We start from the raw sequence: 13,690 nt of genomic DNA on the forward strand, positions 1-13,690 counted from the left end.
AACGTGACTCGTTAATAGGAAAAAGCCAAAAGAGAGGGGATAAAATGAGTGAAACCAAGAAAATTGCCATCATGATAGCGGCAGATACGATCGGAAAAGGAAGCGAAGAATTGGGACATAACCTGATGAAAAGCTACATCTACTCACTGACAGAAGCGGATGTAAAGCCCGAAACAATCATGTTTTTAAATAGGGGCGTTTATCTGACGACAGCGGGTTCGCCGGTGATCGAGATGCTGCGGCAGCTGGAGGCCGACGGCGTGGAAATCCTTTCATGCGGCGCATGTCTTGACTTCTATCAGTTGAACGACGCCCTGGAAGTGGGGACTGTAACAAACATGTATTCCAACGTTGAAATTATGCATGAGGCGGACAGCACCATCGTAATTTCCTAGGTGGCGGATATGAGCGAAGCGAGGTTGCGGGAAGCGTTCTTTGCCATGGTATTTTCCTGTACCACAGATACCATAGAGACTGAGAAGGCGATGCGGAAAAACTTTAAGACCATGATTATCCCCACGCCGAGGGAGATTTCAAAAAGCTGCGGCTTTGCCATAAGATTTGCGGATGTGGAAGAAGAAAAGCTGATCGCAGCCGTAAAATGTGTAGAGGTGCCGCATGCGCTGTATTTCCTCAGTTCAAAGGACAAGTGGGGAACACGGACCGCAAGCCTGATTGAAGAGGTAAGCGAATGCTGATACGGGATGATTGAAAGGAGGGATCACAATGAAAAAAGACAATATAAAATTAACCAACATGTCTGCCCACGCCGGTTGAGCCGCTAAAATAGGACCGGGTGTCCTTTCAGAAGTGCTGTGTCATTTGCCGAAATTCAGCGATCCCAACCTTTTAGTGGGGTTTGACACAAGCGACGATGCGTCGGTATATAAGATGGATGAAAACACGGCCTTGATCCAGACTGTCGATATTTTCCCGCCGGTTGTGGACGACCCTTATGAATACGGGCAGATTGCGGCGGTCAATTCTCTGAGCGACGTATACGCCATGGGCGGGGATCCTAAATTGGCGTTGAATATTTTCTGTTTCCCCGAAGATTTGCCGAAGGATGTCGTACAGGCGATCCTCCAGGGCGGCTATGAAAAAGTGCAGGAAGCAGAAGCGCTCATAACCGGCGGCCATACGATTCAGGACAATGAGCCCAAATATGGGCTTTCCGTAACTGGCTTTGCTCATCCGGCGGAAATTCTCATGAACAACAATGTCAAAGACGGAGACGTATTGATTTTAACAAAGGCTTTGGGCACTGGCATTCTAACGACTGCGGCCAAGGCCGGGCTGCTGGATGAAGCCACATATAAAGCGCTGGTAAAATCCATGACGCAGCTGAACAAATATTCCGCCGAAATTATGAAAAAGTACAGCGTAAACAGCTGTACGGATGTAACAGGCTTTGGACTTTTGGGCCATGCCTTTGAAATGGCGTACGGAAGCGGGGTGACCATAAATCTGGATCATACAAAGCTGCCGGTGCTGCCGGAAGCTTTCGATATGGCTGAAATGGGAATCATTCCGGCGGGAGCTTACAGAAACAGAGAATCTTTGGACGATGTGGTTCTTGTAAAGGAAAAGGTTCCCCTGGCCGCCGAAGATATTCTGTACGATCCCCAGACTGCGGGAGGGCTGCTCATATCGCTGCCCGAGGCTGAGGGAATGAAGCTTGCGAAAGAATTAGGAGGTGCGGCTGAGATAATCGGTTGGGCTGAAATGTTCAATGATTACAGCGTTATAGTGGGATAGAATCATGCTGCTGCGGACGAGAAAATAAAATGGACGGTCTGCGGCAGCGTTGTTTTTTGAAACAAAATTCACATATAGAAAATATCGATCATCTGTTTCTTTAAAATAAATAGATTCATTTTTACTAATAATTGTAAGACTGTTACCCTAAAGGTGAAAGCAATTATTTAACAATTTTCAGGAGGAACAGGAGTAAAAATGAAGAAAACAGCTTTAATAGGAATTACAGGAGGAATCATCGGACTGATCGCAGTGGCGCTGGTTTATTTCGGAAATCCCGGCAATATGGGATTCTGCATCGCTTGCTTTTTCAGGGATACCGCAGGCGGAATCGGGCTTCATCGGGCGGAAGTGGTACAGTATATAAGGCCTGAAATCATCGGGTTGGTATTCGGCGCGTTGATTATGTCGCTGATCGGCAAAGAGTTTTCACCGAGGGGCGGTTCCTCGCCGGCAATCCGTTTCGTGCTGGCGATTTGTGTCATGGTGGGCGCACTGGTATTCTTAGGATGCCCGCTGAGAATGATGCTCCGCATCGGCGGCGGTGACCTGAACGCGATCGTCGGATTAGTTGGGTTTATCGTGGGAATCGCTGTGGGAATCCTCTGCCTGAACAAAGGGTTTACACTCAACCGGGCATATAAATTGAGCAAGTGTGAGGGTGCGGTATATCCGGTAATCAACATCGGGTTGCTGGTCCTGCTGGTGGCTGCGCCTGCGTTTATTTTCTTCAGTGCCGAAGGCCCCGGGTCCATGCACGCGCCGATCATTCTTTCCCTGATCGCAGGGCTTGTTGTCGGCGGTCTGGCCCAGAAATCGAGATTCTGCACAGTTGCGGGAATCCGGGATACGATTTTATTTAAGGATACGACTATGTTGATTGGATTTATCTGCGTGATCGCAGTTGCGATTATCGGTAATCTGATAATGGGAACTTTTAACCTGGGATTTGAGGCGCAGCCCATTGCCCACAGCGACGGACTCTGGAACTTCATGGGAATGGTAGTCGTTGGTTTTGGCTCGGTGCTTCTCGGAGGATGCCCTTTGCGGCAGGTAATCCTTTCAGGCGAAGGCAATACGGACTCAGTTGTAGTAATTTTCGGATTCATCACAGGCGCCGCCATATGCCACAACTTTGGTCTGGCGTCATCAGCAGAAGGCCCGTCGCCTTACGGTCCGGCGGCCGTCATCATATGCCTGATCGTGGTGGCACTGATCGCCGTATGCAATCTAAAGAAAACTTCAAAAGCTTAACAGAAAGGCAGGTATACAATGGTAATTCATGTTGACGCACGGGGATGCGCATGCCCCGAACCGGTAATCAAGACAAAGAAAGCGATTGCTCAGGAGCACGATGAGGTGGTCGTTCTTGTCGATAATAAAACAGCGCTTGAAAATGTTAAGCGGTTTGCCGGGAAAAGCAAGCACCAGGTAACCGTTGAAGAAGTCGAAGACTATTATCAGCTTACTTTAAAGAAATAGACGAGGTTCATATGGAATACATCATAACCTTCCACACCCACTTTGATGCCCTGCAGTATGAACGATTTTTGAAAAAAGCCGGGTTAAAAGGAAAGCTGCAGCCGGTGCCCAGGGCCCTGAGCTCTTCCTGCGGCACCTGCGTAAGATTCGCCACCGAAGAGCCGGTGGGGGAAAACACCGAGTTTCTTGCGCATGACTTTGAAAAAATATTCAAGGCGGAAGAGAAAACTTATACCCTCATTGCAGACAGCGATGACATTTAAAGAAAACAAAGAAATGGTGCTGGCAGCAGGCAAATAAATGAAAATTGCCTGCTGTCTTTTGTGTTCAATCAGCAAAAATGCCGGTTTTTATAGGGACATTGATGTGAGATTCGCGCATTTCGAATATAAATGAGGGCATTTAGTGTTGGCGCAGGCGGGCAGTATTAAAATTCGTATAAGGCGTAATTTTATTGATCTGCGACCAAGATGTTTTTTTGGGGACAATGGTTGCGGGATTTGCCGGCAAAATTGGAATTTGGTCGCAAACTTAAAGTCTTACTATTCTCTGCGCTCTGCTCTCTGCCGCATCCGAGCCGGGCCGCGTTCTGCTAGGAAGAAATGCTTATCTAATTTCGCCTTATAATGCACTAAACCGTTTCCGGATCTTTTAGCAAAGAAAAGAGATAAAAGCGGATCTTTTTTCAACGTTTCTTACCCGTGTCGGTCGATTTTAAGTGGATATTTCCGAAAAATAAATCCGTAAAACCCGCAAACCCACATATTTCATCCGCTCCAGGCCAATTTCAAAGCAAAAAGCGCCAGGCCATCTTCCTGCAAGACAGCTGGTAAGCCATAACTCGCAAGGCGCGCCGCAGCGGGTTTCACTATTTTTTCCCTTGCCGAGTGGGAGCAGTGCTTTGCTTATGGCGACTATTCTGTTACAATTGAATAAATCGGAATTTGTTCGAGCTGACGTTGCAGGGCCGCAAGGAGGATCAATTATGAGAGACCGGATGAAAGAGATCATTAACTTTATTGAGGTGAATGTGAATGGTAAAACGCTGTTTACAAAGGAACTGGTTTACGAACTGGAAAATGGCGCCTTGCAGGGCGTATACTCTGATCAAATATCCTTTTCCAATCTGAAATATTCTCAAAGTGGATTTCAGCTGGATATGTTCATTGTATCTAACGAAAAGATATGGCTCGTGGGAAAGGATGGACAACAGGAGGATTTACGAAAAGATTTCAGTGCCGTATCCCTGTTCCGCTTTGAACTGGCGGAGCGAAAAAGCACCGATGACATTACCGGCTGTTTTCGGTTTGTTTCGGCTTCAGGGAAAAATGTGGCGGCAGAAGCTATCGTAAGCGGTATTTATGATGTTCGTCTTGAAAATGATGTGCTGAAATTATCGGAAGATCAGGCGTTGTATCGGGACCAGCCCGTACAGGGCAAGCACTTCAAGCCTGTTGCCTTTCAATCGGAGCATCGTTTTTATAATAAAGACGGAAAACTGCACTATGAATATGATGGCAAGAGCTTTGACGTGGACGTAAAAACTATGCGGCGCAGCGATAGCGCCGATACTTTTCCTCCGTTTGTTTCAATCGAGAAAGGAAATAATGATGAAAATTGAAACAGAGCGGCTTGATATTATCGCGCTTACCCCTAAGCAACTTGAATTGTGGATTGATAATATCGTAGAGCTTGAAAAACAATTGGCATGCGCGTATAAAGCCGAACCAATGGAGGGGCTGTTTCGCGAAATTGCATGCGGGCAAGTGGAAAAAGCCAAAAAAGATCCTATAAATTATTTATGGCATACTTTCTGGCTTATCGTTAATAAATCGGATAACGTTGTGGTTGGAGCGATTGACTTTAAAGATACTCCGGACAGTAACGGAGAGGTCGAGATCGGCTATGGCTTAGGGCGGGAGTTTCAACATCATGGTTATATGACAGAAACGGTGGCGGCATTTTGTAAATGGGCCCTGCGGCAAGACGGCGTAAATCATATTATTGCGGAGACTGATCTTGATGGTGCCTCATCACAGAAGCTTCTAATAAAATGCGGCTTCAAAGAGTATGCCAGAAATGATACGATATGGTGGCGTTTATAAATCATTTGATTATTGAATAACGCAAAGATGTTTAGGGGGCGGGAATGGACGGAACAATAAAGTTAACAACAAAGAGACTGATTCTTAGAAAAGAAACGATGGCAGACGCAGAGCTTCTCTATAATGCCCTTGGCTGCGATCCGCAGATTACCCAATATACCGGGTGGAACCCATATGCTACACGGGCTTCCGCAAGCGAAAAGGTGGCGGAGGATATAAGAAATTACGAAAAGCCCGGATGCTATGCGTGGATCATTCAGCATGGAGAAGAAGTAGTAGGGACTGTTGGCGCATATGGCTATGATCCGGATGCTTCCAGCATTGAGATCGGATACAGCATATTCAGAGCTTCCTGGGGAAACGGATTCGCATCAGAAGCGGTTTCGGAGGCAGTCCGCTATTTGTTTGAAAACGAATGGATAAACAGAGTTCATGCCTGGTGCCATAGTGAAAACGCTGCCTCTTCAAAAGTGCTTGAAAGAGCCGGATTAAGACAGGAAGGCCTATTGAAGCGGGCAATAAGAAATTCGGATGGCTCGCTGTCCGACCAAAAGCTCTACGGTGCGATTTATAAGGAATGGGGGCTGTGAAGCAATGTCGGTTTAATAACTTAAGGAGGGATATCATGCAGGTATATTATTTTTCGCGCACTGGAAGAAGCAAGGCGATTGCCGATCAGCTGGCGTCTCGTTATCATACTGCGGCGAGGGTGATTGACGATCATAAGAACTGGAAGGGAAAAGGAAATTATATGAAGGCTGCGATAATGGCGCTCATGGGAAAAGCGATCCCGGCAGATTATACTGAGCCGGATATTTCCGACGAAATCATTGTCGTGTTCCCTCTATGGGCGGGAACAATGCCTCCGGGAATAAAGACCTTTGTAAATACGGTGGGAAAAGAAAATATAACAGCTGTCATTACTTCTCTGGGAAGCACAATGAAACGGCGGGACGGATTCAAAAAAGTAATTGACCTGGTTGGAGAAGATATCACTGCTCCGGATAACGAGGAATTGGGAATTGTTTAAGCTAATGCTGCAGAGCAATAAAAATGTATTATTTTAACATTTGCGTTCCGGAGCGAGTATATTTGTATCCATGCCCACACAGCTGTTCTGGAACACAAAATGCGGATTTGCGGTTATCAAAGAGTTAAGAAGAGTGAGAAAGTAGAAGTTGAAGGAAGACAAATATGCTTATAAATTTTAATGAGATGGTTGAAAGAACCATGCCGGGAATGAACGGCGGAACAGGTGAAATGACAGCGAAGATGTTTATGGATGAGCAAGGAAAAATAATTCCCAGCAGTATCCACCCCGGAGGATCGATCGGCTTACATAAACACGGGACAAGCGATGACATTAATTATGTTATTTCCGGTACAGGGCGTGCTGTTTGCGATGGAGAAGAAGAGCTTCTTACAGCCGGAACCTGCCACATATGTAAAAAAGGCTCTGAACACAGCATCGTCAATACAGGGAAGGAAGACTTAGTTTTACTCACGGTTGTTGTAGAGCGGTAAATGCCAATTAACAGGCTGGCCCCATAAGGAAAGCGTTGCGTTCAGCAGGGAAGAAAGTCGTAACTGTCTGCCAAGAGAATGGCCGCCGCCTGGACTGGCGCTTTTTGCTTTGAAACTGGACCGGAGCGGATGAAATATGTGGGGTTGCGGATTTTTCGGATTGATTTTTTGGAAATTTCCACTTAAAATTGACCGGCTAAGCTAATAAACGTTGAAAAAAGATCCGCTTTTGCCAATTGTTTTGGGTGAAAGATCCGAAAACGGTTTAGCACGTTACAATGCGAAATTGAATAGGCGTTCCTCCCTGGCAGAACGCAGCCCGGATGCAGCAGAGAGCAGAGAACGGTTTTAGGATTGCGACCAGATTCAAATTGAAAATTGAAAAGAGAAAACATATGCCAGAATTACTAAAAAACAAATACTATAATCGCGAGTCGCTTCATGAACTGGCTTTGAGAATAAAAGCCGTATATCCTTTGTTTCAGGTTGACGATTTTCTGAGCGGCATCATGGATGAAACATGGGACGGATTAGAGCTGAAGGCCCGTGTGCGGAAGATTGCCATAAACTTGGGGACGCATTTGCCCGCCGATTATGAGCAGGCGCTGGGCATCATTGATAAAGTTATCGCAGGTTTTCCCATAGGGTTTAACGACTATGCCCTGGTGTACTTTCCTGATTTTGTCGAAGTCTATGGGCAGGATGAGCGATACTTGGATTTGTCAATTGTGGCCTTGGAAAGGTATACGATCTCTTCATCCTCCGAGTTTGCCGTGAGGCCCTTTATTGTAAACCATGAAGAACGCATGATGCGGCAGATGGCTATCTGGGCCAGGCACGACAATGAGCATGTCCGCCGGCTTGCCAGCGAGGGCTGCCGCCCCAGACTTCCGTGGGGACAAGCGTTGCCCAGTTTCCAAAGAGACCCGTCGCCGGTTCTTCGCATTTTAGAGCAGCTTAAGGCCGATCCGTCGCCGTATGTCCGTAAAAGCGTGGCCAACAATTTAAACGATATTTCCAAAACACATCCTGACCTGGTTGCAAAAACTGCGAAGGCTTGGTACGGTAAAAACCAGTATACGGATTGGATCATAAAACATGGGTGCAGGACACTTCTAAAAAAGGGCAACAGAGAAGTGCTAAACATATTTGGGTTTTCCGATACCGATTGTGTAAAGGTTGACAGCTTTGCGCTGAGTGCCGAATCCGTCTCCATTGGGGAGGATATAACATTTTCCTTTGCGATTACAGCAAAGAAAGCCACAAAGGTGAGGCTAGAATACGGCATTGACTATGTGAAAGCCAACGGAAAACGCAGCCGCAAAGTATTTCAAATATCCGAAATTTCATTAAAAGAAAATCAAGAAAAGGCTTACACGAAAAGCCATTCCTTTGCGGATTTGAGTTCAAGAAAACATTATCCCGGAATCCACTCGATTGCGCTTATTATCAATGGTGCGGTACGGGAGAATCGGGAGTTTGAAGTATTAGCTGCTGAATGATTTCTTCTATGGCCGGTTGAGGAAGGGAGAAAAATGTATTATTTTAACATTTGTGTTCCAGAACGGCAATTTTTACGATGATGCCCACACACCTAGAACACAATCCGGACGTGATACAGGCGCATAAACAGTTGCTCTCGAATACAAACCGTGAATTAGGGGAACAAAGACAATTGCGGACACTCCAAAATGATAAACCATAGACCAATGTCAGCATGAGCATAGTCTTAACTCAAAAAACGTCTGTCTGCTGAGCAGAAAACCCGGAAGTTTGCATACCGAATGGATTTTTGTTGGGAGGTGAATGAAAATGAATTTCGCTTTATGGATAGCCATAGGAGCAGCAATCCTATGCGCTGTAGCAGCCGGAATCAAGAAGAAAAAGTAGATATAGAATTTAATCATGTACATCAAAAAGGATTGCTCAGGCAGTCTTTTTTCTTTTTTATAGCACCGAAACTCATTGAAATCAATGGGTTTGCAAACCAACAAAAAGTTTTCTGAAAATATCAGCACTCACCTCTTGACAGTGCTAATAAAAAGCGTTATCATATAATTGTTCCAAAAGGGGGAACAATAAAAATAAATTCATTGACCTGCGCTTTACGCCAGGTTAGCAGATTTAGGAGGGATGATATATGAGAATGATGCCTAGAAGAAACAGTTTCGGTTTTGGTTTTGATCTGTTTGACGAGATGTTTAAGGACCCGTTTTTCAGCAGAACAGAGGGCCGCAGCGATGTGATGAAAACCGATATCAAGGAAAAAGACGGAAATTACCTGATGGAAATTGACCTGCCAGGATTTGCCAAGGAAGATATTAATGCGGAACTGAAAGATGGCTATATGACCGTTACGGCAACCAAGAATGAATCCAATGATACAAAGGATGAAGATGGAAACTATATCCACAGGGAACGTTACAGCGGCAGCTGCTCCAGAACCTTCTATGTTGGAGATGGGGTGACGGAGGAAGACATCAAAGCTTCCTTTAAGGATGGTATCCTGCATCTGTCAATACCGAAAGAAGAGCCAAAAAAATTGGAAGAACAGAAAAAACTGATCTCCATTGAATAATAAGCGCATCAAAAAAGAGGACCCTGCACAAAGCAAGTGCGGGGTCCTTCTTTTTTGATGGAGGAGGACCTTACCCATATCCAGCAAAAAAATTCCCTTTATGGATAAAAGTTGCCGCCCGGCAGCCCCTGCTTTCAGACTTCGTACACTGCGAACCGCAGCGTCTGCCAGTTTTCAATGACGCACTCACAGACAAAAACTTTCATCTCCAGCCATTTATACTCCGGGCTTCCGGTTTCAAAACGGACCGTACCTTTATAATAATACTCACCCGCAGAAACAGGTCTTCCGGCCAGAAGCCGATCCTCCAGCTCCGGCTTTAAATGCAGGTATGCGTCGATTTGCATGAAGATTTTAGCGCCGTCGTCTGTTTTGAGTACGACCGGAGCATGAATGATATTAACGCCGGCAGAAGGCGTATAGGCAGTGGATGCTCCCACGGGCAGCACCCTGCCTTTCAGCCTTTCCCCGGAAAACGATCCTTCTACGGCAGGGGATATCAGCAGATCACCTTTAGCGGTGCCTTCTATTAAAATATCTTCCGTCTGCCTGATTTCCACATCGAATAGTTTAATCATAAGCTGCCCCTGATGACCTTTCCTTCAAAAATCACTGCGTCAATTTTAAGGTCCTTTATTTGATCCAAAGGTGTGTCGAACATATTTTTATCCGTTACGAGCATATTTGCGATTTTGCCCGGCTCCAGTGAACCCATTTTCTCCTGCCAGTGGAGCTGCTTTGCTCCGTTGATCGTATAACCCTTAAGCAAAACAGGCAGACTCAGTTTTGCCGAAGCCGGCGGCCTCATAGAATTTGGGTATTTATCCGGGTCCAGTGGGAATTCCGGATCTATTTTTGTCGCTGCCACCTGCATGCCGAAGAAGGGATAGGCTCGGTGAAGCTCATAGCCTGTCACCACATCGCTGGAAAAGGTGACGAGCGCTCCGCTGTCAATCATCGGATTGAACTGATACATTCTGCTCCATTTTTCCCTTGAATAATAGTTCATGGCTTCTTCGCCGAAATAGCCTCCCGACCAGTGACAGGACCAGTTGATGGTGATGCCCAGCTTGGCGGGACGCTCCATATCAGCGGGGTCTACGACTTCGCAGTGGGCCAGTACCGGCATGCACACCCAGGGAACGCCTGCGGACCTGGCCGCGGCCTGAGCAGCCTCGACCGCGTCACAGGCAACGCGGAATCCCCGGTCGCCCACCACATGTATATGTAAATCCAGACCTTCCTGGTTGCACAGCAGAAAACATTTGGTAAGCTCATCCGTTTCCATCATGATTTCGCCGTAATTTCCGGAATCATTGATATGCTCGTGCAGCGAGGCTGAGTTGCCGCTCTCGTTTGTGCCGTCCAGAAATAGTTTCATGGTGTTGATTTTGATATGATTCGTCGTGTATTGCTTTCGGTATTCTTTCAGCCTGGCGATCTTTTCCGCGAGATCTTCATAATTCCAGAACCGGACCATGCCGTCGTAATACACGTTCAGCTTGCCGGCTTTGTCCAGTTTATAGATCGCTTCAATCTGGTCGTCGTTTTCGATAAAGCCGTCGGCAATGGCCGTTATGCCGCTTTCCTCCAGAAAATCGAAAAAGCCTTTTATGGTTTCCTCATTCAATTCCTCCGGCGGGTACCAGTTTAGCGCACGGAACATATTATCCGCGAACTTATACCAGGCCATCTCCCTGATCCATCCGGTGGGATTGCCGTCTTCATCTCTGACAAAGGTTTCCAATGGTCCGGGATCCGGCGTATCCTTATCCACGCCCAACAGCTCCAGCATTTTGCTGTTGACCCAGCACAGGTGCTCTCCAAAATCCTGACAAAGCACCGGACGGTCGCTTACAGCCGTATCCAGCAATTCTTTCGTGGGCCCATGTTCATCGAACATGGATGTGGGATAATATTCAAAATAGAGAAACGGGTATTCCGATTTTGGATGTGCATCGGCATATTGTTTCACAAAGGCCAGCACTTCATTGACATCTTCCGTCCAGGGGAGCGGTATGTGCCACAGGCTCTTGGTTACCCATCCGGGATGGATGTGGCTGTCGATCATGCCCGGAAGCAGACATCTTCCGCCAATATCGTGAATCTCTGCATCCACGTACTTTTCCAGCGCTACTTCCCCTATATCGCCGACAAATTGAATGGTTTCCTTATCAAAGATAATGCAGTTTGCTTTTGGACAGCCCTCGCTGCAAGTATAGATATCGGCGTTTTTTATAATGGTTGTCATTTTTGTTTCCTCCTTGTCCTTACTCCTCGATCTTCATTTCCGGCGGCAGCTCTTTGAAGCCCTTTGTTTTGATCGCCAGATAGATAATACCGATCAGCAGCCATACACCTCCCAGAATCTTGGCCGGGGTTTCTATAAAATAGAACACGACGATGAGGCTTGCCATGCCCAGGGCCGGGACGATGAGGTGCCTGAACATTGCCGCTGCGCCTCGTTCTTTGCCCTTGATGACATAATGGCTGATGACCGAGAAATTAACCATGAAGAACCCGCATACGGCTCCAAAGGATACTAAAGATGCGGCGCCCATTACATTGTCCTGATAAAAGAGAGCTGTGAGGGCGATGAGTGTAGTCAATACGATGTTGTTTACAGGCGTCTGGAATTTGGGCGACAGTTTGCCAAAGAACTTCTTGGGCAGAATGTTGTCGCGTCCCATGCCGTAGAGAATACGGGAAACGGCTCCCATGCCCGCCATTGCGCATACGAAACTGCCGCAGTTATCAATTACGAAAAACATGGTTCCCAGCCAGTTCATGCCGATATGGGGGAACAGCTCGAATATGCCTGTGTTGGGATCTTCTATCTCCAGGTGCGCCTGCGGCCATGCGATCTGCGAAAAATAGGCGACGATCGCAAAGATGATTCCGGCTCCGATCACTACGCCCATGATGGCCTTTCCCATGACTTTCTGCGGTTCCTTCGCTTCTTCGGCCAGAGTTGTTACCGCATCAAAGCCCACAAAGGATGCGCACAGTACCGCCGATGCGGCAAGCGTACCCTTGATCTCAAAGTTCTCAGGGTTGTAAAAAGCCGACGGATCAAATAAAGTTCCTGAGCCGCCTCCGTTTGTTACGTATCTCACGATGCAGGCAACGAAGAGGATCGTGAAAGCAATGGCCGCACAGGTTACGATGGTATCGATGATGCTGGCGGTTTTTATACCTACAATGTTTACGATCATTCCTATGGCTGCGACAACAATAACGATGGCCCACACCGGGATCATCGGGAAATATTCATTGATATATACACCCAAAAGCAGATAGCAGATCATTGGCAGCAGCAGGTAATCCACCAGCATAACCCAGCCGGACAGAAAGCCTAAATGCGGCTGCACCGATCTGTTTACATAGGTGTATGCGGAACCGGCGGAAGGATATGCTTTTACCATCTGTGTGTAGCTGTAGGCTGTGAGAGCCATTACTATGGCGGTCACGCATAATGCCAATGTGTACATGCCGTGGGTGCTGGGTGTAAACAGGCCGTAGTAGTTGAAAACCACAGTGGGGGCCAGATACGCCAGCCCAAACATAATGATCAGCGGCAGTGTCAGCGTTCGTTTTAATGTAACTTCTCCTGCTTGATTTCGTTCACTCATAATAAACCTCCTTATATTATAATGGAATCATGTCGATACAATCATAATATTCAGAAAATTAATCCTGAGCAATGTTGTTTTGTTGTTGTTTTTTGATGATGGATAATGATTTCAACAATAAACTATCCGGCAAGAAAATGGTGCAGATAGCAGCCTGGCGCTTTTTGCCTTGAACTGGGGCCGGGGCGGACGAAACGTGTGGGTTTGTGGGCTTTAGGCCTTTATTTTTTGGGGATTTCCACTTAAGCTTGCCCGGCAAGGGTAAGAAACGTTGAAAAAAGATCCGCTTTTATCGTTTTATTTTGATGAAAGCTCCGGAAATGCTTTAGTACGTTATAATGAGAAAGCGGATGGGCGTTTCTCTCCGGCAGACTTGGCGGAATTGGCAGAACGCAGCCCGGATGCGACCCGGATGCAGCAAGGATGCAGCAAGGAGCTAAGAATGGCTGCGGGTTTGCGACCAAATTCCGATTTTGCCGGCAAATCCCGCGACCATTGACTCCCAAAAAGCACCTTGGTCGCAAGGGTCATATAGTTACGGTCAATTAGGCGCGGCTTCGCCGGATTCGTGCGGCCCCTGCTGGCCTGAAGGAACTCGAGCCGTTTTGCAG

At 46.8% G+C, this 13,690-nt stretch carries 17 protein-coding genes; 14 read left to right on the top strand and 3 right to left on the bottom strand.

Going from position 1 to position 13,690, the window contains the following annotated elements; genetic code table 11:
* Nucleotides 1–14 precede the first annotated feature (14 nt).
* The 13 genes from yedF (at nt 15) to NE619_RS06925 (ending at nt 9,447) form a co-directional block, all read left to right on the top strand.
* On the top strand, nt 15–395 hold the full coding sequence (gene yedF / locus NE619_RS06865) for a sulfurtransferase-like selenium metabolism protein YedF (RefSeq protein ID WP_256131769.1): 381 nt from the start codon (nt 15–17) through the stop codon (nt 393–395).
* A gap of 9 nt (nt 396–404) precedes the next feature.
* On the top strand, nt 405–698 hold the full coding sequence (locus NE619_RS06870; RefSeq protein WP_256131652.1) for a DUF3343 domain-containing protein: 294 nt from the start codon (nt 405–407) through the stop codon (nt 696–698).
* Between the two features lie 28 nt (nt 699–726).
* Nucleotides 727–1,758, top strand: a complete 1,032-nt coding sequence (selD, locus tag NE619_RS06875) for a selenide, water dikinase SelD (protein WP_256131653.1) — start codon at nt 727–729, stop codon at nt 1,756–1,758.
* Between the two features lie 198 nt (nt 1,759–1,956).
* On the top strand, nt 1,957–3,012 hold the full coding sequence (yedE, locus tag NE619_RS06880; protein WP_256131654.1) for a YedE family putative selenium transporter: 1,056 nt from the start codon (nt 1,957–1,959) through the stop codon (nt 3,010–3,012).
* Nucleotides 3,013–3,030: 18 nt separating this feature from the next.
* Nucleotides 3,031–3,240 carry a sulfurtransferase TusA family protein gene (locus NE619_RS06885; protein WP_256131655.1) on the top strand — a complete coding sequence of 70 codons (210 nt, stop codon included), beginning with the start codon at nt 3,031–3,033 and terminating at the stop codon, nt 3,238–3,240.
* A gap of 11 nt (nt 3,241–3,251) precedes the next feature.
* Complete coding sequence (locus tag NE619_RS06890; protein ID WP_256131656.1) at nt 3,252–3,503, top strand: DUF3343 domain-containing protein; 252 nt, start codon at nt 3,252–3,254, stop codon at nt 3,501–3,503.
* A gap of 722 nt (nt 3,504–4,225) precedes the next feature.
* Nucleotides 4,226–4,861 carry a hypothetical protein gene (locus NE619_RS06895; protein WP_256131658.1) on the top strand — a complete coding sequence of 212 codons (636 nt, stop codon included), beginning with the start codon at nt 4,226–4,228 and terminating at the stop codon, nt 4,859–4,861.
* The gene (locus NE619_RS06900; protein ID WP_256131659.1) at nt 4,851–5,345 is read left to right on the top strand and encodes a GNAT family N-acetyltransferase; all 495 of its coding nucleotides are present in this window, start codon (nt 4,851–4,853) and stop codon (nt 5,343–5,345) included. The genes NE619_RS06895 and NE619_RS06900 overlap by 11 nt, the downstream gene beginning before the upstream one ends.
* A 44-nt stretch (nt 5,346–5,389) precedes the next feature.
* Entirely contained in the window at nt 5,390–5,935 is a 546-nt protein-coding gene (locus NE619_RS06905) for a GNAT family N-acetyltransferase (protein ID WP_256131660.1), read from the top strand.
* A gap of 35 nt (nt 5,936–5,970) precedes the next feature.
* Nucleotides 5,971–6,375, top strand: coding sequence for a flavodoxin (locus tag NE619_RS06910; protein ID WP_256131661.1), 405 nt, complete (start codon nt 5,971–5,973; stop codon nt 6,373–6,375).
* Nucleotides 6,376–6,539: 164 nt separating this feature from the next.
* Nucleotides 6,540–6,869 carry a cupin domain-containing protein gene (locus NE619_RS06915; RefSeq protein ID WP_256131662.1) on the top strand — a complete coding sequence of 110 codons (330 nt, stop codon included), beginning with the start codon at nt 6,540–6,542 and terminating at the stop codon, nt 6,867–6,869.
* Between the two features lie 395 nt (nt 6,870–7,264).
* Nucleotides 7,265–8,371: a DNA alkylation repair protein gene (locus NE619_RS06920; protein WP_256131663.1), complete on the top strand. Its 1,107-nt coding sequence runs from the start codon at nt 7,265–7,267 to the stop codon at nt 8,369–8,371.
* Between the two features lie 638 nt (nt 8,372–9,009).
* The gene (locus tag NE619_RS06925; protein WP_256131665.1) at nt 9,010–9,447 is read left to right on the top strand and encodes an Hsp20/alpha crystallin family protein; all 438 of its coding nucleotides are present in this window, start codon (nt 9,010–9,012) and stop codon (nt 9,445–9,447) included.
* 134 nt (nt 9,448–9,581) lie between these two features.
* Here NE619_RS06925 and NE619_RS06930 read toward each other — a convergent pair whose 3' ends face one another.
* From NE619_RS06930 to NE619_RS06940, 3 genes are read right to left on the bottom strand one after another with little or no spacing between them, the layout of a single operon-like run.
* Nucleotides 9,582–10,025 carry a DUF3237 domain-containing protein gene (locus tag NE619_RS06930; protein WP_256131666.1) on the bottom strand — a complete coding sequence of 148 codons (444 nt, stop codon included), beginning with the start codon at nt 10,023–10,025 and terminating at the stop codon, nt 9,582–9,584.
* Nucleotides 10,022–11,698, bottom strand: a complete 1,677-nt coding sequence (locus NE619_RS06935; protein ID WP_256131667.1) for an amidohydrolase — start codon at nt 11,696–11,698, stop codon at nt 10,022–10,024. The genes NE619_RS06930 and NE619_RS06935 overlap by 4 nt, the downstream gene beginning before the upstream one ends.
* Nucleotides 11,699–11,717: 19 nt before the next feature.
* Nucleotides 11,718–13,079, bottom strand: coding sequence for an APC family permease (locus NE619_RS06940; RefSeq protein ID WP_256131669.1), 1,362 nt, complete (start codon nt 13,077–13,079; stop codon nt 11,718–11,720).
* A gap of 271 nt (nt 13,080–13,350) precedes the next feature.
* On the opposite strand from NE619_RS06940, the gene NE619_RS06945 reads away from it, so the two are divergent.
* Nucleotides 13,351–13,578: a hypothetical protein gene (locus NE619_RS06945; RefSeq protein WP_256131670.1), complete on the top strand. Its 228-nt coding sequence runs from the start codon at nt 13,351–13,353 to the stop codon at nt 13,576–13,578.
* Nucleotides 13,579–13,690 lie beyond the last annotated feature (112 nt).

This window comes from Anaerovorax odorimutans (genome assembly GCF_024459955.1).
GTDB lineage: Bacteria > Bacillota > Clostridia > Peptostreptococcales > Anaerovoracaceae > Hominibacterium > Hominibacterium odorimutans_A.

What these genes read in the sequence shown, in the direction of transcription:
- NE619_RS06870 (WP_256131652.1), top strand. Translation starts at nt 405, where the DNA reads ATGAGCGAAGCGAGGTTGCGGGAAGCGTTCTTTGCCATGGTATTTTCC.
- yedE (WP_256131654.1), top strand. Translation starts at nt 1,957, where the DNA reads ATGAAGAAAACAGCTTTAATAGGAATTACAGGAGGAATCATCGGACTG.
- NE619_RS06885 (WP_256131655.1), top strand. Translation starts at nt 3,031, where the DNA reads ATGGTAATTCATGTTGACGCACGGGGATGCGCATGCCCCGAACCGGTA.
- NE619_RS06890 (WP_256131656.1), top strand. Translation starts at nt 3,252, where the DNA reads ATGGAATACATCATAACCTTCCACACCCACTTTGATGCCCTGCAGTAT.
- NE619_RS06895 (WP_256131658.1), top strand. Translation starts at nt 4,226, where the DNA reads ATGAGAGACCGGATGAAAGAGATCATTAACTTTATTGAGGTGAATGTG.
- NE619_RS06900 (WP_256131659.1), top strand. Translation starts at nt 4,851, where the DNA reads ATGAAAATTGAAACAGAGCGGCTTGATATTATCGCGCTTACCCCTAAG.
- NE619_RS06905 (WP_256131660.1), top strand. Translation starts at nt 5,390, where the DNA reads ATGGACGGAACAATAAAGTTAACAACAAAGAGACTGATTCTTAGAAAA.
- NE619_RS06910 (WP_256131661.1), top strand. Translation starts at nt 5,971, where the DNA reads ATGCAGGTATATTATTTTTCGCGCACTGGAAGAAGCAAGGCGATTGCC.
- NE619_RS06915 (WP_256131662.1), top strand. Translation starts at nt 6,540, where the DNA reads ATGCTTATAAATTTTAATGAGATGGTTGAAAGAACCATGCCGGGAATG.
- NE619_RS06920 (WP_256131663.1), top strand. Translation starts at nt 7,265, where the DNA reads ATGCCAGAATTACTAAAAAACAAATACTATAATCGCGAGTCGCTTCAT.
- NE619_RS06925 (WP_256131665.1), top strand. Translation starts at nt 9,010, where the DNA reads ATGAGAATGATGCCTAGAAGAAACAGTTTCGGTTTTGGTTTTGATCTG.
- NE619_RS06930 (WP_256131666.1), bottom strand. Translation starts at nt 10,025, where the DNA reads ATGATTAAACTATTCGATGTGGAAATCAGGCAGACGGAAGATATTTTA.
- NE619_RS06935 (WP_256131667.1), bottom strand. Translation starts at nt 11,698, where the DNA reads ATGACAACCATTATAAAAAACGCCGATATCTATACTTGCAGCGAGGGC.
- NE619_RS06940 (WP_256131669.1), bottom strand. Translation starts at nt 13,079, where the DNA reads ATGAGTGAACGAAATCAAGCAGGAGAAGTTACATTAAAACGAACGCTG.